This is a genomic window from Acidiphilium sp. 34-64-41 (assembly GCF_002282635.1).
GTDB classification, from domain to species: Bacteria; Pseudomonadota; Alphaproteobacteria; order Acetobacterales; family Acetobacteraceae; genus Acidiphilium; species Acidiphilium rubrum.
Genome location: NZ_NCJX01000004.1, coordinates 15537 through 34063, shown reverse-complemented (window position 1 = coordinate 34063; position 18527 = coordinate 15537). Strand labels below are relative to the sequence as shown.

Here is an 18527-nt window from a genome sequence, read left to right as displayed (position 1 = left end):
ATCAGGCGAGCGCCGCCAGCCGTGCCGCCTGGTCTTCCTCGGTCAGGGCGTCGATGATCTCGTCGAACTCGCCCAGCATCACCCGATCGATCTTGTGCAGCGTCAGATTGATCCGATGATCGGTGACGCGGCCCTGCGGGAAATTGTAGGTCCGGATGCGCTCCGATCGATCACCGGTGCCGACCTGCGATTTCCGGTCCGCCGCGCGATCGGCCGCAAGGCTGGCACGCGATTGCTCATAGAGCCGCGCGCGCAGAATTTTCATCGCCTTGGCGCGGTTCTTGTGCTGGCTGCGCTCCTCCTGCATCGCCACGACGATGCCGGTGGGAACATGCGTGATTCGCACGGCGGATTCGGTCTTGTTGACATGCTGCCCGCCCGCGCCCGAAGCCCGATACACATCGATCCGCAAATCTCCCTCGTTGACCTCGACATCGACCTCTTCCGCCTCCGGCAGCACCGCGACCGTGACCGTCGAGGTATGGATGCGCCCCTGCGTCTCGGTGGTCGGCACCCGCTGCACCCGGTGCACGCCGCTCTCGTATTTCAGCCGCGCAAACACCGACCGGCCGGTGATCTCCGCGATGCCTTCCTTCAACCCGCCCAGTTCGGTTTCCGCATAATCCATGATCTCGAAGCGCCAGCCCTTCGCATCGGCATAGCGCTTGTAGGCGCCGAACAACTGGGCGGCGAACAATCCCGCCTCGTCCCCGCCGGCGGCCGGGCGAATTTCCAGAATGCCTGAGCGCGCATCCGCCTCGTCGCGCGGCAGCAACGAGAGCGTGATCTCGCGTTCCAGTCTGGGCAAGCTCTCGCGCAAACCTTCCAGCTCGGCATCGGCCAGATCGCGCAACTCGGGGTCCGCCCGCGCCGCCTCCGCCTCGGCCTGCGCCCGCTGGGCGGCGCGAAACTCGATCACCTGCGCCTCGATCGTCTCGATCTCGGCCAGCTCGCGCGATGCGGCGACGAACCGCTCACCATCCAGCCCCGATGACAGCATCGCCCGCAACTCGGCGGCGCGATCGACGATGCGGTCGAGTTTGTCCGCAAGGTTCATCGCAGTGCTGAAATCAGATCCGCGATGGCGACCTCGCGCTGGCTGCCGTCATCGAGCGTCTTGAGGGTCACGGCGCCGCGCGCAAGCTCATCCGCGCCGATCAGCACGGCGTGGTTCGCATTGATTTTGTTGGCCCGGTCGAGGCGGCGCTTGAGGTTGCCGCGATAGGCCAGATCGGCCGCGATAGCCGCGCCGCGCAACCGGTTCAGCAGATCGATCGCAACACCCTGCTCGCCCTCGCTGAGCGGAATGATCGCCACCATGCGGTCAACCGCCGGCGTCTCGGCGAGCAGCATGGCCAGGCGTTCGACCCCCGCGCCCCAGCCGATACCCGGCGTCGAGGGGCCGCCCATCTGCTCGACCAACCCGTCATAGCGCCCGCCGCCGAGCACGGTGCCCTGCGCACCCAGGCCGGTGCTGACGAATTCGAATGCGGTATGATTGTAATAGTCAAAGCCGCGCACGATCCGCGGGTTTTCGATGAAATCGAGACCGAGCCGGGTGAGGGTGGTCTTCAACCCGTCATAGAAGGCCGCCGAGGTCGCATTGAGGTGCTGATAAATCATCGGCGCGTCGGCCAGCAGCCTGATGTCGCCGGCATCCTTGGAATCAAGGATCCGCAGCGGATTCTTGACCAGGCGGACCCGGCTGTCCGCCGATAGGTCCGCCTCGTAGCGCGACAGGTAATCGACCAGCGCGGTGCGATAGGCATCGCGGCTCTCACGGTCGCCGAGCGTGTTGATATTGAGAGTGACGCTCTCGGTAATGCCGAGTTCGCGCAAAATCTGCCAGCCACAGGCAATCGCCTCGGCATCCGCCAGCGGTTCGGCGGCGCCGATGATCTCGAGCCCGATCTGATGAAACTGCCGATACCGCCCCTTCTGGGGACGCTCGTAGCGAAACATCGGGCCGGTGTAGAAAATCTTTTGCGGCAGCGTCTGGGTCAGCCCATTCGAGACCAACGCGCGGCAAACCCCCGCGGTGCCTTCCGGGCGCAAGGTGATGCTGTCGCCGCCGCGATCGTCGAACGTGTACATTTCCTTGGTCACCACATCCGACGTCTCGCCGAGATTGCGCGAGAACACCGCCGTCGCCTCGAAAATCGGGGTGGACCATTCGGCGCAGCCATAAAGTGCTGCAATCCGCCGCGCGGTCGCCACCACATGCGCATGACGGCGCTGGTCCTCACCGATCAGGTCCTGGGTGCCACGCACGGGCTGCAGTTTGGTCAAGGCAAGTGATCCTTCAAAGGTCGGGAATCTGGTCCGTTTGCCGGAATTCATCGCCTTTGAACAGCAGCGGTATGGATCAGACGACCCTGTACCGTTCAGCCTGCCGGCGAATACGGGTCCACGACGGTCTGCAAAGGCGCTCGCTTCACAAACCCTGGGATGCGTGTCCAGAATTCATGACCTGTGCGGCAGCGTAGTCACGCCCGGAAAGCCGGCGACATGCTCGATCTATCGCGCGACACCATCCCTCGGCTATTCCGCAGCCTGCTGCGCCGCCTCCTTCGCGAGAGCCGCCTCAGCCTGCAATTTCGCCGCCCGCGTCTCGACCAGTCCGACCACGTGATCGATCATTGCATCACCTTCGATCGTGTGATCGGTCTTGCCGGCCGCATAGACCATGTGCCGGCCGTTGCCGCCGCCGGTCACGCCGAGGTCGGTCATCAGCGCCTCGCCCGGCCCGTTCACCACGCAGCCGATAATCGAAAGCGTGATCGGCGTTTCGATATGGGCCAGCCGGTCTTCCAGCTTGGCGACGGTATCGATCACGTTGAACCCCTGCCGCGCGCAGGACGGGCAGGAAATGATCCGCACGCCGCGATGCCGGATACCGAGCGATTTCAGAATATCCCAGCCGACCAGCACCTCTTCCTCGGGCTCCGCCGAAAGCGAGACCCGCATGGTATCGCCGATGCCGGCCCAGAGCAGCGACCCTAGCCCGATCGAGGATTTCACCGTGCCGGTGCGCCGCCCGCCGGCTTCGGTGATGCCGATATGCAACGGGTGATCGCACACATCGGCGAGCTGCTGATACGCCGCCACCGCCATGAACACATCGGATGCTTTCACGCTGATCTTGAATTCGTGAAAATCATGGTCCTGCAGGATCTTCGCGTGTTCGAGCGCCGATTCGACCAGTGCTTCGGGGTTAGGCTCGCCATATTTTTCGAGCAGATGGCGCTCCAGCGACCCCGCATTGACGCCGATGCGGATCGAGCAGCCATAATCCCGCGCCGCTGTCACCACCTCGCGCACGCGCTCGGCACTGCCGATATTGCCGGGGTTGATCCGCAGGCACGCGGCGCCCGCCTTGGCGGCCTCGATCGCGCGTTTGTAGTGAAAATGGATGTCCGCCACGATCGGCACATTCACCTGGCGGACGATATCCACCAGCGCCGCCGTGCTGGCTTCATCCGGGCACGACACCCGCACGATATCGACCCCGGCGCGTTCGGCGCGGTGGATCTGCGCCACGGTCGCCGCCACGTCATCGGTCAGCGTGTTGGTCATGGTCTGCACCGAAACCGGCGCATCGCCCCCCACCTTGACCGATCCGACACTGATCTGGCGGGATTTGCGGCGGGTGAGCATCTGGTATTCGCGGTAATTCATGACTGTGTCTCGCGGTTATGGCGCCGGTTTCGGCACTTGTGGCGTCGGTTGTGAGGTCCCGGCGGGTGCCGGGGTGCTCGATGTCGATGATGTTGGTGCGGCGGCGGCTGGCGTCAGCGGCACTTTGCGCATCACCGACCCCGCATTGCCAAGCGGGCTGCCGCTCACGCCGTTATGGATCAGCACGGTGCCGCCGGCATTGCCGGTGGTCAGCGTCAGGCCGGGCTCGTCGGGCACCGGCCAGGTCTCGCCGGCCTTGAGCACGCGGCTGAACAGGATCGTGCCGGTCGGCCCCTGCACCTGCACCCAGCTATCGGCGGTGGCACTGATCACCAGCGGGCCGGCCTGGGTCTGATTCGATGCTGTGGAAGCGGCGGGCGGCGCAGCGCCCGCGGGTGCGGCCGAAGCAGGAGGCGTCGCCCCAGCATTGCCAGGACCCGTCGCCGCCGGTTGCGCCCCGGCGACCGCTGCCGCGGTTCCCGCGGGCGATGGCTGGGAATTGGTAGCGGCCGATCCATTGCCGCCGGCCGTGGTCACCGCCGTATCAGGCGTTGTCGTCGTGGTCGCGACGCTGCTCACCGTGCCGCCCGCCGGTGACTGGCTCGGTGTCACGGTTTCAGATGCTGCGGCGGCATTCGGCTTACTCACCGGCTTGGCCACCGGCGCAGGCTGCTTCGGCACTGCCAGCGGTGCCAGCTTGGCCGGAATTGCCGGCACCATCTGCGCCATTTTCAGCTCATGCTCGGAATGACGATACCACAGGAAATAAGCGCCGATACCAATCACCGCGACCAGAAACACCACCGCACCCGGTGGCACCGCGCGGTCGGGCACCGGTTCGGGAAACGTCAGATGCGGCTGTTTCGGCTTGGTCATGCCCTCGGCGCGAAACCGCCGGAGAATTTCATCAGGGTCCAACCCCATCGTCTCGGCGTAAGAGCGGATAAACCCCGCAGCATAGGCCGGGGCGGGCAGGGCAGCGAGGTCGCCCGCCTCGATCGCTTCGAGAAACGGCAGTCGGATTTTCAGCCGCGCCGCCAGATCCGGCAATTTCCACCCCAACCGCTCACGCACGCCGCGCAGTTCCGAGCCAACCTTGGCCGGGCCGCTCAGACCGGAAGCCTGATATTCGGGGATCGTCATGTCGGTGTCGCGGTTGCCGTTCATATTATTCATCGCAGAAATCATCCGTAAGCCGTATGACATCGTCTGCGGCGCTGCGCTGCCAACGCCAATCGGATCAAATGTTTACCCCGATCCGCTCAGATCGGCAAACCATGCTCGCGCGCCCAGGCGGTCAACGGATCGCGCAGCGAGCCGCCCGCAGCACCGGCGCGGCGCAATTCCCTCAGCACCGGCCGCATCGCACCCAGATCGGCCGCCGCCAGCAGCGCCTTGACCGGCAGGATGGCGGTTCCCGACATCGACAGCGTGTTAACCCCGATGGCCGCGAACACCAACGCATCGAGCGGCCGGCCCGCCGCCTCGCCGCAGATCGAAAACCCGACCTCCTCCTCGGCGCACGCCGCGGCCAGCCCTTCGATCAGTTCGAGCACCGGTGCCGATAGCACATCGTAGCGCCCGGCCAGCTTCGGTGTGCCACGATCGGCGGCGAATAAAAACTGCATCAGGTCGTTGGTGCCGAGCGATATGAAATCCGCTTCGGCCAGCAATCCGGGCAATTGAAACAGCAGCGCCGGTACCTCGAGCATGGTACCGACCTCGATCTCGGTCGGTTTGTCAGCCAGCTTGGCGGCTTCGGCTTCCAGCAGGTCGCGCGCCGCGCGGAATTCAGCGACCGTCGCCACCATCGGGAACATGATCGAAAGCCGGTGTCCGGCGGCCCCCATCAACAGGGCGCGCAATTGCTTGCGCAGAATCGCCGGCCGATCGAGCCCAACCCGCAGCGAGCGCCAGCCCATCGCCGGATTTTCCACCGCGTCATCGGCTTCGCCCGGCAGCATCTTGTCGGCGCCCAGATCGAGCGTGCGAAACACCACCCGCTGCCCAGCCGCGCGCTCGATCACGCGCCGGTAATCCGCCGCCTGCGCGGCCACCCCGGGGACGCGGGCGGCAGCAAGAGCCGCAATTTCAGTACGATACAGTCCGATCCCCTGGGCGCCGGTGCGCGCCAGCTGATCGAGTTCGAACGCGAGGCCTACATTGAGCATCAGCGTCAGCCGGGTGCCGTCCAGCGTGGCGGCCGGGCGGTCCCGATACACACTGAGCTCCGCCGCGCGCGAAGAGCGGGCGGCAAGCGCGCGCTCATACAAGGCGGTCACTTCAGGGTCCGGTCGCAGGATCAACGCGCCGGATTCCGCATCGAGCAGCACGGCGTCGCCCTGCTGCGCCGCCTCGGTGGCGCCAGCCTCGACCGCGAGAGCCGGAATATCCAGCGCACGCGCCAGAATCGCCGCGTGGCCGCCGGAACTCGCCTCCTCGATCGCCACCCCCGCGATCCCGCGCCGATGCCAATCGAGCAATTCCGCCGGCCCCAGCCGCCGCACGATCAGGATCATGCCGCTCGCATCATCGGGCTTGGCGGTGCCCGCACCCAGCGCGGTCAGCATTCGCTCGATCATGTCCTCGACATCGGCCAGCCGTTCACGCAGATACGGATCGGCGATCTTGCGCATCCGCCGCCGCAATTCCGACCCCACCTGATCGACCGCGGCCTCGGCGGTCAAGCCATCGTTGATCGCGCTCCGCACCCGCTCGAGCCAGCCGGTGCCCTGCGAGATCAACCGATACGCATCAAGCACTTCGCGCGTCGCGTGGCCCTGCGGCAGATGATCCGCCATCAGCGTATCGAGGCTCTGCTCCGCCTCGGTCATCGCCTGTTCGAGCCGCGCGATCTCGGCCGCCGGATCATCGGCCAGCACATGGCGCGGCCCGGTTGAGCGGCCGAACGGCAAAGCGCTGCCCCGTACGATGCCCGGCGCCAGCGGATGCCCGGCATACCGGCGCGAGAGCGAATCACCCAGCCCGGTCGGCGCGATATTGCCGGCACCCTGGGCCGACAATATCTCACCCAGCAGCATGGCGATGGTCGAAATCGTCTCGGCCTCGAACGTATCATATTGCCGTGGTTCGATATTCTGCACCGCGATCACGCCCAGCGTGCGCCCGGCGCGGCGGATCGGCACCGCCAGCATCGAGGCGTAGCGATCCTCGCCGGTTTCCGGCCGGTAGGCGAATTCAGGATGATTCTGCGCATCCGGCAGGTTCATCAACTCGCCCTTGGCCGCCGCCAGCCCGATGATGCCTTCGCCCACCCGCAACCGCGTCCGCCCGACCGCGCCGATCCGCAGCCCATAGGTGGCGGCGAGCTCCAGCATTTCGCCCGGCCGCGCGACATAGATCGAGCAGACTTCGACCTCGAGTTCGCTCGCGATCAGTTCGGCGAGTTCCGCCAGGCTGGAATTGCCGCCGCTGAGCCGCTCGCGCAGTTTCGCGAACAGCCGGCGCGCGGCCGCGAACGGCTCGGCGCCCGACTCCGGCAGGGCAGGATCAGGCGGCGTGGCTTCGAGCATCCGTGCGTGGCACCTGTGCCTGACGCGCGGCGTGCGCCGCCTCGGCCTGACCGATCAGTTCCGCAATGATCGCCGCTACTGGCTGGATCGCGGTGACCATCCCGACCGATTGCCCCGCCATCACCGATCCCTGCTCGACATCGCCATCGATCACCGCGCGGCGCAGCGCGCCCGCCCAGAAATGCTCGATCGAAAGCTGTGCCGCCTCCTTGGTCAATTCGCCGGACTGAAACCGTTTCAGCGTCGCCGCCTGGTGTGCGAGGAAATTGCGCGTTCCCTCGTTCGCCAGGCCGCGCACCGGAATCACCGGAAACAGCGCGTCCAGCTGCACCGAAGGCACCGCATCGCGCGCATTCGCCCGCACGAACGCGGCCTTGAACTTTTCATGCGCAATGCTTTCGGTCGCGGCCGCAAACCGTGTGCCGAGCTGCACGCCCGATGCGCCCATTTCCAGAAACGCCAGAATCGCCTCGCCGCGCCCGATCCCGCCGGCCACGAACACCGGCACCTCGCGGATCACTGGCAGAATCTCCTGTGCCAGCACCGTTAACGACACCGGCCCGATATGCCCGCCCGCCTCGGACCCTTCGATCACCAGCGCATCGGCGCCGGATTTGATCAGCCGCTTGGCCAGCACCAGCGCCGGCGCAAAACACACCAGCTTCGCCCCGCTGTCGCGTACCGCCCGCACCGCGGCACCCGAAGGCACGCCGCCCGCCAGCACGACATGGCCGATCTCATGGCGGATGCAAACCTCGATCAGTTCGAGCAACTGCGGATGCATTGTGATCAGATTGACGCCGAACGGCTTGCCGGTCAGCGCCTTGGTCGCGCTGATCTCGGCATCCAGCAGGGCCGGGTTCATCGAACCGCAGGCGATCACGCCAAACCCGCCGGCATTGGAAATCGCCGAAACCAGATGCCGCTCGCTCACCCAGCTCATCGCCCCGCCCATGATGGCGGTCTCGGTGCCCAGGAAGTCGCAGCCGCGCGCCCACAGATGATCGAGTGCATTCATCAGGCAACATCCAATCCATAGGCGGTGTGCAAGGCGCGCACCGCGAGTTCGGTATATTCCGCCGCAATCAACACGCTCACTTTGATCTCGCTGGTCGAGATCACCAATATATTGATCCCCCGTCCGGCGAGTGCGCGAAACATCGTGCCCGCGACGCCCGCATGGCTGCGCATGCCGACGCCGACGACCGATATCTTGGCAACATCCGCATCGATCGAAAGATCGGCGTACTGAATTTCGGGGTGCATCGATTCCAGCACGGCGCGCGCGCGCGGCAATTCGGTCTTGTTCAGCGTGAACGTCATGTCGGTGGTGCCGTCTTCGGACACGTTCTGCACGATCATATCGACATTGATGCTCGCCTCGGCCAGCGGCCCGAACACGGCGGCCGCCACCCCCGGCCGGTCCGGCACGCGGCGGATGGTAACCTTGGCCTCGTCCCGCGAATAGGCGATGCCGGCGACGATTTCCTGTTCCACGATTTCATCCTCATCAACGACCAGGGTTCCCGGCTCCTCGGAAAAACTGGACAACACCTGCACCCGAACCCGCTCCTTCATAGCGAGTTCGACGGAACGCGTCTGCAACACCTTGGCACCAACCGAGGCGAGCTCCAACATCTCCTCATAGGTGATCGCCGCAAGTTTGCGTGCCTTGCGCACGATCCGCGGATCGGTCGTGTAAACACCATCGACATCGGTATAAATATCGCACCGGTCCGCCCCGATCGCCGCCGCCACCGCGACGGCCGAGGTATCGGACCCGCCGCGCCCCAGCGTGGTGATCCGCTTGTCCGGCCCGATGCCCTGAAACCCGGCAATCACCGGCACCTGGCCCGCCTGCATCCGCCTGATCAGCTCCGCACCGTCGATCGAGTTGATCCGCGCCTTGCCGTGCTGCCCATCGGTCGCCACCGGAACCTGCCAGCCGGTCCACGACCGTGCCTCGACCCCCAGCGTCTGCAACGCGATCGCGAGCAACCCAACAGTCACCTGCTCGCCGGTCGCCACCACCGTGTCGTATTCGCGCGCATCGTACAGCGGGGATAATTCCTGGCACCACGCGACCAGCTGATTGGTGGCACCCGCCATCGCCGAGGTTACCACCGCAACCTCATGCCCGGCATCGACCATGCGCTTGACGCGGGACGCCACATTGCGAATCCGGTCCAGATCGGCGACCGATGTGCCGCCGAATTTCATCACGATACGCGCCATAACAATCCGTTCGTTGCCGTGGGTATTTTGGTTGACTTTGGGCGGAGCGCTTGCCGGTTTGCCCCGCCGGGCTCACATAAACTCCGCGTCCCCATACCGGGCGGGGCGGCGAAGGGCAATGCGAGGCGGCATGATCATCACGGAACGACAAGGAACCGCCGATCGGCGCGAAGTCGATAAATTCGACGCGCTGGCGGCACGCTGGTGGGACAAGACCGGCCCGATGCGACCGCTGCACGCCATGAACCCCGCACGTACCGCCTGGATCATGCAGCGAATCCGCGCGCGCTTCGGCAATGATCCGGTCGATCTGCTCGATGTCGGCTGCGGCGCCGGCCTGCTCGCCGAAAGCCTGACCCGTGCCGGTTGCCGCGTCACCGGCATCGATGCCGCCGGCGAAGCCATCGCCGCCGCCCGCGCGCATGCGTCCGGCCAAGGTCTGACCATCGCCTACCGCGCCGCTGAAACCGACGATCTGATCAACGAGGGTGCGCGCTTTCCCATCGTCACCGCGCTCGAAGTGATCGAACACGTCCCCGATCCGCAGGCGTTTCTCGCGAGCCTCGCCCGCCTGCTCGCACCCGGCGGCTTGCTCTTCCTGTCCACGCTGAACCGCACACCGCAATCCTTCGCCATCGCCAAGCTGGGTGCGGAACACCTGCTCCGCCTGCTGCCGGTCGGCACGCATTCCTGGGCGCGCTTCATCACGCCCGGCGAATTATCGATCATGTGCCGCAACGCCGGCCTGCGCATGGGCGACATGGCGGGCCTGGTGCCGTCGCTGCGGGGCGGCGGGTTCCGGGAATCGCGCAATCTTTCAGTGAATTACATCGGCGTCGCGCACGCGTGACCCGGCATCCGCGTCGCTCAGCCCGCGCGCCCCTTGCGCACGCCGGGCCGGCTCATGACATGATGACCCGTAACGATCTGCTCGAAAAGGAGACCTCGCATGACGGAGTCCACAAAAATCTGGTTCATCACCGGCTGTTCGACCGGCTTCGGCCGTGAACTGACCGAGGCGGTGCTCGAACGCGGCGGCCGTGTCATCGCCACCGCCCGCAACCTGAAAAGCCTCGATGATCTGGGCGGCCAGCACCAGAGCAACCTGCTCAAACTGCAACTCGACGTCACCAAACAAGCCGATGTCGATGCCGCTGTGGCCGCGGCCGAAGCCAAATTCGGCCGGATCGACGTGCTCGTGAACAACGCCGGCTACGGCTACCTCGCCGCGATCGAGGAGGGCGAGGATCAGGCGGTCCGCGCCTTGTTCGAAACCAACGTGTTCGGCCTCATCGCCATGACCAAGGCGGTGCTGCCCGGCATGCGCAAGCACAAGAGCGGCCATATTGTGAATATCTCCTCGATCGGCGGTCTCGTCAGCTTCGGTGCCACCGGCTACTACCACGCCACCAAATTCGCGGTCGAAGGCCTGTCGCAATCCCTCGCGATCGAGGGCAAACCCCTCGGCATCAAGGTCACCATCGTCGAGCCGGGTCCGTTCCGTACCGACTGGGCCGGCCGTTCAATCGTGCAATCCGCCACCCAGATCGCGGATTACGCCGAAACCGCCGGCGTCCGCCGCCGTGAAACCGCCGCCCGCAGCGGCAAACAACCCGGCGATCCGCGCCGCGGCGCCGAGGCCATGATCGCCGCCGTCGAAGCCGCCGAACCGCCGCTGCACCTGGTGCTCGGCCGCCCGGCACTCGACCTTGCGCGCAAACACGTCGCAACGCTCGGCGCCGAGCTCGAAAAATGGCAGGGTCTGACGCTCTCGGCCGATTTCCCGGAGCATCAGACCGCCGCCTGATCCAGCGTGGTGCCAACCCGATGACAATGTAAATCGCCGCCTCCGCATGCAAGCGGCGGCGGCGATTTAACATCACAGTAGCCGGCGTTCAGCCTCGCTCAGACCAGTTGCATCCCCTGATGCGCCAGCAGATCCCGATACGGCCCCGGCCGCGCCGCCAGCGCATCCGGCGCGCCCTGATCGACAATCCGGCCCTGCTCCATCACCACGATCCGGTCGAAATCCTTCACCGTCGATAGCCGGTGCGCCACGGCAATCACCGTCCGCCCGTGCGACAGCCGGGCCAGCGCCTCCTGCACCGATTTCTCGGATTCCGAATCCAGCGCCGAGGTCGCCTCATCCAGCAGCAAAATCGGCGAATCGCATAGAAACGCGCGCGCGATCGCAATCCGCTGGCGCTGCCCGCCCGATAATTTCATTCCCCGCTCGCCGACCATCGTGTCGAACCGGTCCGGCAATTTGCGAATGAACCCCATGCATTCCGCCGCCTCAGCCGCCGCGCGCACCTCGGAATCCGTGGCGGATGGCTTGCCATAGCGGATATTCTCCAGCACCGAGCGGTGAAACAACTGCACATCCTGCGACACCACGGCAATCGCCCCGGCCAGGCTGGCCTGGGTACGGGTCGAAATATCCTCGCCATCGATTAAAATCTGCCCTTCCGGCAGGTCGAACTGGCGTTGCAGCAACGCCAGCAGCGTGGTCTTGCCCGAGCCCGAACGCCCGACCAGCCCGATCTTCTCGCCCGGCTGGATGTCGAGCGAAAAATCCCGCAGCAGCACGTCGCTGTCCGGATAGGCGAATTCGATATGCCGGAAACTGATCGCCCCGCGCCGCACATCGAGCGGCGGCGCATCCGGATCATCGACCATGTCATGCGCCACCAGCAGCGCCTTCAGCGCATCGGTCAGCCGTGCGAAATCCTGCACCATCTCGACCAACGCCACCGCCAGATCGCGCGTGCCATGCAGCACGGTAAAGCCCAGCGTCGTCACCAGCACGACATCCCCAGGTGAAACCCGCCCCAGCACCCATAAATGCAGCGTCCAGGCGAGCAGGGCGGAGGTCAGGCCGGCGGTGCACACCGCATGAAAGATCCGCAGTTTTTCGAGGTAGCGCAGACTCTCCTGCCGCGCATCCATCTCATGGCCCACCCGCCCGGCAAATCGTCGCCGCTCGCGCCGCAGCGCGCCGAACGCCCGCACCACGCCCACGTTATTGATCACATCGACCAACTCGCCATCGACCGATGCGGCCTTGACCGCATAATCCTTGTGCAGCGCCTCGCCACCTTCGGCCAACCGCTTCAGGATCACCCCCAGCACCAGCGCCACCACCACCACGGCAAGCCCCATCACGGCATTGACCGAAATCAGCAGCAGCATCGCACCGAACACCGCGAATAACGGCGGCAGCACGTTCCAGAAGGTCAGGCTCTCGATCCGGAACACCGCATTGCCGGTCGCGGAAATCCGCCCCGCCAGCATCCCGGGCCGCCGCTCGGCGAAATACCCGTGGGAATGGCCGAGCATATGGTTGAACAGCCGCCGCCGGATATCGCCAGTCACCACCACGAATGCCCGCGCCGCGACCCAGCCGCCGACCCGCCAGGCCAGATTATCCGCCGCGATCAATCCCGCCAGCAGCCCGAACGCCAGCCAAACCTCATCCACCCGGTGCGCCGCCAGCACATTGACCATGTTCTTGACGGCATATTGCGAGCCGATCGAACAGCCCACCGCAACCATGACAGACAGCAGCACCACGATGTGCGACCAGAACCGCCGCCGTGCCGCGCCGAGAATAAAGCGGAGCGCGCTTTGCTGTTCGAGCGGCAGTTCGCTCGCCGTCATTTCGCGTCGCCGAAGTGCCAAAACCCGCCTCGCTGCAATGGATCCCATGCGCCAGAATGGCCCTGGAACCGTGGCAATTTTAGGCAGGCATGAAGCAAACCGAGAGAATTGACGGTAATTTAATCCGTTTCGATCAGTCCGACCGCAAGGCCTTGGCCGCTGCCGCGACCGATGTTTCGAGCGCCCCCGGCGCGAACGGCGAGATCAACCCCGCCGACTCCACCAACTCCAGAAATGGCGCCGACCCACCACGCCGGCACAGCGCGATGTAATCCGCGAGCGCCACCGCGTAATTCTTGCGCGACCGTGTCCAGAACTGCAGGGCGCAGCACTGCGCCAGCGCATAATCGATCATGTAGAACGGCATCAGATATAAATGCAGCACCTGCTGCCACGACCCACCATCCGCACCATTGGCCAGATCGCCGTAATCGCGCCACGGCAGGTAGTGCCGTTCGAGCTTCCGCCACACCGCGCGGCGCTCGGCCGGCGTCATATCCGGGTTCGCATAGACCTCGTGCTGGAAATGATCGAGGCACGCACCGTGCGGCAGAAACGTCAACGCGTCGATCAGGTGCATCTGGCGGTAGCGCGCTGCGGCATCTGTCCCGACCAGCAACTCGGCATGCGGATAGGCGAAAAATTCAAAACTCATCGAGTGGATCTCAGCCGATTCCATCCCCGGCGTGAGGTAATCGACCCCCGGCAGATCGCGGCTGACAAAGCTCTGAAACGCATGGCCCATCTCGTGCGTCAGCACGTCGATATCACCGCTGGTCCCCACAAAATTGGCAAAAATGAACGGCATGCCGACCGTATCGAAACTGGTGCAGAACCCGCCGTTGCCCTTGGCGGGCCGGTTCTTCAGATCGAGAAACCCACCCTGGTTCATCGCCTCATAAAACCGGGCGATTTCCGGGTCCATCCGATCATACATCGCCTGACCCGCCGCAACCAACTCATCATGCCCGCCCAGCGGGGTCGGGTTGCCGAGCGGATCGACGATACGTTCGTCCCAGGCGAATACCTTGTCCCAGCCGAATGCCGTGCGCCGCTGTTCCATGATTTGCCCGACCAGCGGCGTCACATGCGTCGCAATCGCGTCGCGATACCGCGCGACCTCATCGGGCCCGTAATCCAGCCGGCGCATCCGCTTGTAGGCAAGCGGAATGAAATTCTCATAGCCGAGTTTGCGCGCCATTCCGTGGCGCAACTTCACCAGATCGTCATAAATCTGGTCCAGCTCCGCGGCATTCTGTCCAAAGAACGCATCGATCTTCTGCTCGGCCTCATGGCGCAGCGCACGATCGATATTTTCGCGGAACGGCGCCATCCCCTCGTAATTCACCGTCTTGCCATCGATCTCGATCTGCACCGAGGCGGTCAGTTCGGTGTAGCGCGCCGCGAGTTTGGCCTCCTGCTCCAGATCGGCCTCGATCTCGGGGCGGAAAATCCCGATATCGAGGTCCCACAACGCGACCGCATGGGCACCCACCGCATGCACGACCGCGGTCCGGTCACCGTGATCCAGCATGCGCTGCTTGAACGCGGTTTCGTGGTTCTGCGCCGCCGGCAGCAATTCATCCCGATAATCGAGCGCCGCCTTCGCCCCGGCATCATCGGTATTCTGCTGAAACCGCAGTTCGACGAGGGCTCCCCACGTCCCGATCTCGCGCCGCAACCGATCGAACCGCGCCGCCGCCTCGGCAATCTCGCCATCGTCGAACAGCGCGTTGATCGCCGCGTAATCGCGCGCGAGGCTCGCACGGTCCGGCGTCGGGGCAGTGATATCGGCAAAACGGATATTGTTGTCCATCCCTGATCAAACCAAGTTCGGCGCCGCCGCGCAATCCCGCCTAGCCGGCCCGCCCGAACATCCGCTCCAGATCGCCGCGCGTCAGTTTCAGCACGGTCGGTCGCCCGTGCGGGCAGGTCTGCGACAGCGGCGTGGCTTCCATCGCCCGCAGCAGCGCCGCCATTTCCTCGAACGCCAACCGCCGCCCGGCGCGGATCGAACGGTGGCACGCGATGCGGATGAGCATGGCATCGAGCCGCCCTTCCAGCGGGCCCGCCATCCCCGTATCGGCAAGCGCATCGGCAATGTCGCGCACCAGCGCCCGCGGATCGGCGTTGCCCAAGGCCGCCGGAATGGCGCGGATCAGCACGGCCCCGGCGCCGAAGCCTTCGACCATCACGCCCAGTTGCGCGAGCGTCGCGGCACTGGCCATCAGGCGGGCAACATCGTCATCCGCCATATCGAGCGGCACCGGCGACAGCAGCCCCTGGCTGGCAATCCCGCCAGCATCGCGCTCGGCGCGCAGGCGCAATTCGGTCAGCCGCTCATGCGCCGCGTGCTGGTCGATCAGGACCAGCGACCCATCCGCGATCTGCGACAAAATATAGGTATCGAACAGCTGCGCGAGCGGCGTGCCCAGCGGAAACGCACCGATCGGCGCCGCCGGTGCCGGCCGCCGCAGGCTCGGCGGCAGATCGAACGCCAGCGCCGTCTCCGCCTCGGCAAAGCCGCGCGCCGCCGCACTGGCCGGCACCGGATAGCTCCAACTTGCCCGCCCGCCACCGCCCAGGCGCAGCGCCGGTGCGGCGGCAACCCCGGCCGGCGTCGCCAGATGGCGCTGCACCGCGCCGATCAGCAGGCTGCGCACCGCATCCGGCGCCGCGAACCGCAGTTCGGATTTCGCCGGATGCACGTTGACATCGAGTTGTTCGGGCGGAATTTCGAGCCAGAGTGCCGCCAGCGGATGCCGCCCGGCCGGAATCAGATCGCGATACGCCACGCGCAGCGCCATCCGCAGCAGCGGGTCGCGCACCGGCCGCGCGTTGACCATCATGTGCTGATGCCGCGCCGTCGCGCGCGTCACGCTGGCGGGCGAGATGAAGCCGCTGATCGTGATATCCTCGCGTACCGCCTCAAGCGCGACCAGCGCCTCGGCATCGCCGCGCCCGTACAGCGCCGCCACCCGCGCCCGCCGATCCTGCGCGGGCACGTCAAAACTGGTGGTCCCATCGATGCTCAGCGCGAACGCGACATCCGCCGCCGCCAGCGCCAGATGCCGCACCGCATCGGCGCAGGCGCTGGTTTCCGATGCCACGGAGCGCAGGAATTTCCGCCGCGCCGGCGTCGCATAGAACAAATCTTCCACGATCGCGCTGGTGCCGAACGGTGCCGCCACCGGCGTAATTTCGCTCACCGCGCCGCCCGCCACCGCGATCCGCGCCGCCGCATCCTGGCCGCGCGGGCGTGACACCAGGGTCAGCCGCGCCGCCGCCCCGATCGAGGGCAGCGCCTCGCCGCGGAACCCGAGAGTCGCGATCCGTACCAGCGCCTCATCGGTCAGTTTGGAGGTGGCGTGCCGGGTGATCGCGAGTGCCAGCTCCGTTTCGGGAATCCCGCCGCCATCGTCGGTCACCTCGATCCGCGCGATGCCGCCGCCGTCGATTCGCACGGCAATCCGCCGCGCCCCGGCATCCAGCGCGTTCTCGACCAGTTCCTTGACCGCGGCGGCCGGCCGTTCGATCACTTCGCCGGCAGCGATTCGGTTGATGGTGGCGGGGGCTAGGAGTCGGATCGGCATGCGACCATGTAAAGCCGTTGGGTTAACGATGTCCAAACCACAGGGAGTTCGCCGATGCGCATGAGGGTAAACGGCAAGGTCGCGGTGCTCACCGGTGCCGCCAGCGGGATCGGCGCGGCACTTGCCCTGGCGCTGGCGGCGCGCGGCGCCGATCTGGCGCTGATCGACCGTGATGCCGAAGGTCTCGCGCGCATCGCCGAACAAGCACGGCTGTTCGGCGCCACCGTGTCCACCCATGTCGCCGATCTCGCCGATGCCGCCGCCATCGCGGCGTTGCCAGACGCGATCGCCGCCAGCCACGCGGCACCCGCCCTGCTGATCAACAATGCCGGCGTCGCCCTCGTCGGCGCGTTCGAACAGATGGACGAGGCCGAATTCGCCTGGCTGATGGACATCAATTTCTGGGCGGCGGTGCGGCTCACCCGCGCCATGCTGCCGGTCCTGCGCAATGGCGGCGGCGAACCCAGACGGATCGTGTTTCTCTCATCGGTGTTCGGCCTGGTCGGGCCGCCCTGGCAGACGGCCTATGCCGCCTCGAAATTCGCCATCCGCGGCTTTGGTGAATCGCTCCGCCATGAGTTGGCGGATACCAACATCGGCGTCACGATCGTGCATCCTGGCGGCATCCGCACCAACATCGCTCGCGCCGCGCGGCTGGCGGCGCGGATCGATCCGGCGATCGCCGCCGCCGGCATCAAGGCGTTCGAGGTCTCGTTGAAGACCCCGCCGGAGACCGCCGCGCGCGTCATTCTCGATGGGGTGGAGCGCGGCGCGCCCCGCGTGCTGATCGGCGCGGATGCCTATGCGATCGATACGCTGAGCCGCCTGATGCCGGTGCGCGCCTGGAGCGTGATCCAGCGCCGGCTCGCCAGACCTCAAGATCTGGCAACCGCCAAACCGTGATACCGTCCCGCCGTTGACCTCAAGGAGTCGCCATGGCCAGTCTTGCCGCCCATCTGCTCAATCCGGTCCTGCGCTATCAGGTCAAGCGCAAGCTCTCCGGCAGCGCCGATCCTGAAACCGTCCGCCGCGCCTTCAAATCGCCGATGCCGGTGCCGCGCGGCGTGCGCTATACCGAGGCGGTGATCGGCGGCGTGCCGGGCGAGTGGGTCGAACCGGCCGAGGGTGCCCGCCCGGCGATGACTGTGCTGTATTTTCACGGCGGCGCCTATCTGGTCTGTTCGGCCGAAACCCATCGCCCGATCACCGGCGCGCTCGCCCGGCGCGGCGTTCGCGTGTTCGCCGCCAATTATCGGCTCGCCCCCGAACACCGCTATCCTGCGGCGGTCGATGATGGTCTGGCCGCCTATCGCGGCCTGCTCGACCAGGGCGTGGTGCCGGAACGCTTCGCGATCGCCGGGGATTCCGCCGGCGGCGGCCTGGCGCTCGCCGTGCTGCTCGCGGCGAAGGAGGCCGGCCTGCCGATGCCGGCGCGCGCGGTGGTGTTCTCGCCCTGGACCGATCTGGCCGGCACCGGTGCCAGCGCGATCGAGAACGAGGGGCGCGACCCGATGATCATCGGCACCAAAATCGCCGACGGGGCAAAAATGTACCTCGGCGACGCCGATCCACGCACCCCACACGCCTCGCCGCTGTATGGCGATCTTGCCGGCTTGCCGCCGCTGATGATCCATGTCGGCGCCAACGAGGTTCTGCGCGACGACAGCGTGCGGTTCGACGAAAAGGCCCGCGCCGCCGGTGTGGTCAGCCTGCTGCGCATCTGGCCGGTGGTGCCGCATGTCTGGCCGATGTTTCACAGTTTCGTGCCGGAAGGCCGCCAGACGCTCGATGACAGCGCCGCCTTCATCCGCGGCGCGGCGCGCTAGCG

14 protein-coding genes are annotated in these 18527 nt (G+C 66.0%); 4 read left to right on the top strand and 10 right to left on the bottom strand.

The window, feature by feature from the left end; translation table 11 throughout:
* Window position 1 precedes the first annotated feature (1 nt).
* From prfA to B7X49_RS01530, 7 genes are all read right to left on the bottom strand, one after another.
* A complete protein-coding gene (prfA, locus tag B7X49_RS01560) occupies window positions 2-1057 on the bottom strand; it encodes a peptide chain release factor 1 (protein ID WP_029312794.1) in 1056 nt (351 codons plus the stop codon).
* Window positions 1054-2289 (bottom strand): histidine--tRNA ligase, encoded by a 1236-nt coding sequence (hisS, locus tag B7X49_RS01555; protein WP_286703035.1) that lies wholly within the window; start codon window positions 2287-2289, stop codon window positions 1054-1056. Before hisS ends, prfA begins: the two co-directional genes overlap by 4 nt.
* 252 nt (window positions 2290-2541) lie before the next feature.
* Window positions 2542-3678, bottom strand: coding sequence for a flavodoxin-dependent (E)-4-hydroxy-3-methylbut-2-enyl-diphosphate synthase (ispG, locus tag B7X49_RS01550; protein ID WP_286703036.1), 1137 nt, complete (start codon window positions 3676-3678; stop codon window positions 2542-2544).
* 15 nt (window positions 3679-3693) lie between these two features.
* Window positions 3694-4854, bottom strand: a complete 1161-nt coding sequence (locus tag B7X49_RS01545; protein ID WP_286703037.1) for a helix-turn-helix domain-containing protein — start codon at window positions 4852-4854, stop codon at window positions 3694-3696.
* Window positions 4855-4940: 86 nt separating this feature from the next.
* The gene (gene ptsP, locus B7X49_RS01540) at window positions 4941-7211 is read right to left on the bottom strand and encodes a phosphoenolpyruvate--protein phosphotransferase (protein WP_051657486.1); all 2271 of its coding nucleotides are present in this window, start codon (window positions 7209-7211) and stop codon (window positions 4941-4943) included.
* A complete protein-coding gene (locus B7X49_RS01535) occupies window positions 7189-8229 on the bottom strand; it encodes a nitronate monooxygenase family protein (RefSeq protein ID WP_286703038.1) in 1041 nt (346 codons plus the stop codon). Before B7X49_RS01535 ends, ptsP begins: the two co-directional genes overlap by 23 nt.
* Complete coding sequence (locus B7X49_RS01530; RefSeq protein WP_029312800.1) at window positions 8229-9446, bottom strand: aspartate kinase; 1218 nt, start codon at window positions 9444-9446, stop codon at window positions 8229-8231. The genes B7X49_RS01535 and B7X49_RS01530 overlap by 1 nt, the downstream gene beginning before the upstream one ends.
* A 130-nt stretch (window positions 9447-9576) precedes the next feature.
* Here B7X49_RS01530 and ubiG point away from each other — a divergent pair, with 130 nt between their 5' ends.
* Window positions 9577-10296 (top strand): bifunctional 2-polyprenyl-6-hydroxyphenol methylase/3-demethylubiquinol 3-O-methyltransferase UbiG, encoded by a 720-nt coding sequence (ubiG, locus tag B7X49_RS01525; protein ID WP_286703039.1) that lies wholly within the window; start codon window positions 9577-9579, stop codon window positions 10294-10296.
* Window positions 10297-10395: 99 nt separating this feature from the next.
* Window positions 10396-11253: an oxidoreductase gene (locus B7X49_RS01520; RefSeq protein WP_286703040.1), complete on the top strand. Its 858-nt coding sequence runs from the start codon at window positions 10396-10398 to the stop codon at window positions 11251-11253.
* A 98-nt stretch (window positions 11254-11351) separates the two neighbouring features.
* Here B7X49_RS01520 and B7X49_RS01515 read toward each other — a convergent pair whose 3' ends face one another.
* The 3 genes from B7X49_RS01515 to mutL form a co-directional block, all read right to left on the bottom strand.
* Window positions 11352-13106 (bottom strand): ABC transporter ATP-binding protein, encoded by a 1755-nt coding sequence (locus B7X49_RS01515; protein ID WP_051657487.1) that lies wholly within the window; start codon window positions 13104-13106, stop codon window positions 11352-11354.
* Window positions 13107-13239: 133 nt separating this feature from the next.
* Window positions 13240-14922 carry a M3 family oligoendopeptidase gene (locus tag B7X49_RS01510; RefSeq protein WP_286703041.1) on the bottom strand — a complete coding sequence of 561 codons (1683 nt, stop codon included), beginning with the start codon at window positions 14920-14922 and terminating at the stop codon, window positions 13240-13242.
* A 40-nt stretch (window positions 14923-14962) separates the two neighbouring features.
* The gene (gene mutL, locus B7X49_RS01505; protein ID WP_286703042.1) at window positions 14963-16699 is read right to left on the bottom strand and encodes a DNA mismatch repair endonuclease MutL; all 1737 of its coding nucleotides are present in this window, start codon (window positions 16697-16699) and stop codon (window positions 14963-14965) included.
* 54 nt (window positions 16700-16753) lie between these two features.
* On the opposite strand from mutL, the gene B7X49_RS01500 reads away from it, so the two are divergent.
* Entirely contained in the window at window positions 16754-17602 is an 849-nt protein-coding gene (locus B7X49_RS01500) for an SDR family oxidoreductase (RefSeq protein ID WP_286703043.1), read from the top strand.
* Between the two features lie 32 nt (window positions 17603-17634).
* Complete coding sequence (locus B7X49_RS01495) at window positions 17635-18525, top strand: alpha/beta hydrolase (RefSeq protein WP_286703044.1); 891 nt, start codon at window positions 17635-17637, stop codon at window positions 18523-18525.
* Window positions 18526-18527 lie beyond the last annotated feature (2 nt).

Coding starts and splice junctions, on each gene's coding strand:
- B7X49_RS01510 (WP_286703041.1), bottom strand. CDS start 14,922: ATGGACAACAATATCCGTTTTGCCGATATCACTGCCCCGACGCCGGAC.
- ptsP (WP_051657486.1), bottom strand. CDS start 7,211: ATGCTCGAAGCCACGCCGCCTGATCCTGCCCTGCCGGAGTCGGGCGCC.
- B7X49_RS01530 (WP_029312800.1), bottom strand. CDS start 9,446: ATGGCGCGTATCGTGATGAAATTCGGCGGCACATCGGTCGCCGATCTG.
- B7X49_RS01545 (WP_286703037.1), bottom strand. CDS start 4,854: ATGAATAATATGAACGGCAACCGCGACACCGACATGACGATCCCCGAA.
- ubiG (WP_286703039.1), top strand. CDS start 9,577: ATGATCATCACGGAACGACAAGGAACCGCCGATCGGCGCGAAGTCGAT.
- prfA (WP_029312794.1), bottom strand. CDS start 1,057: ATGAACCTTGCGGACAAACTCGACCGCATCGTCGATCGCGCCGCCGAG.
- B7X49_RS01495 (WP_286703044.1), top strand. CDS start 17,635: ATGGCCAGTCTTGCCGCCCATCTGCTCAATCCGGTCCTGCGCTATCAG.
- mutL (WP_286703042.1), bottom strand. CDS start 16,699: ATGCCGATCCGACTCCTAGCCCCCGCCACCATCAACCGAATCGCTGCC.
- B7X49_RS01515 (WP_051657487.1), bottom strand. CDS start 13,106: ATGACGGCGAGCGAACTGCCGCTCGAACAGCAAAGCGCGCTCCGCTTT.
- B7X49_RS01520 (WP_286703040.1), top strand. CDS start 10,396: ATGACGGAGTCCACAAAAATCTGGTTCATCACCGGCTGTTCGACCGGC.
- B7X49_RS01500 (WP_286703043.1), top strand. CDS start 16,754: ATGCGCATGAGGGTAAACGGCAAGGTCGCGGTGCTCACCGGTGCCGCC.
- ispG (WP_286703036.1), bottom strand. CDS start 3,678: ATGAATTACCGCGAATACCAGATGCTCACCCGCCGCAAATCCCGCCAG.
- B7X49_RS01535 (WP_286703038.1), bottom strand. CDS start 8,229: ATGAATGCACTCGATCATCTGTGGGCGCGCGGCTGCGACTTCCTGGGC.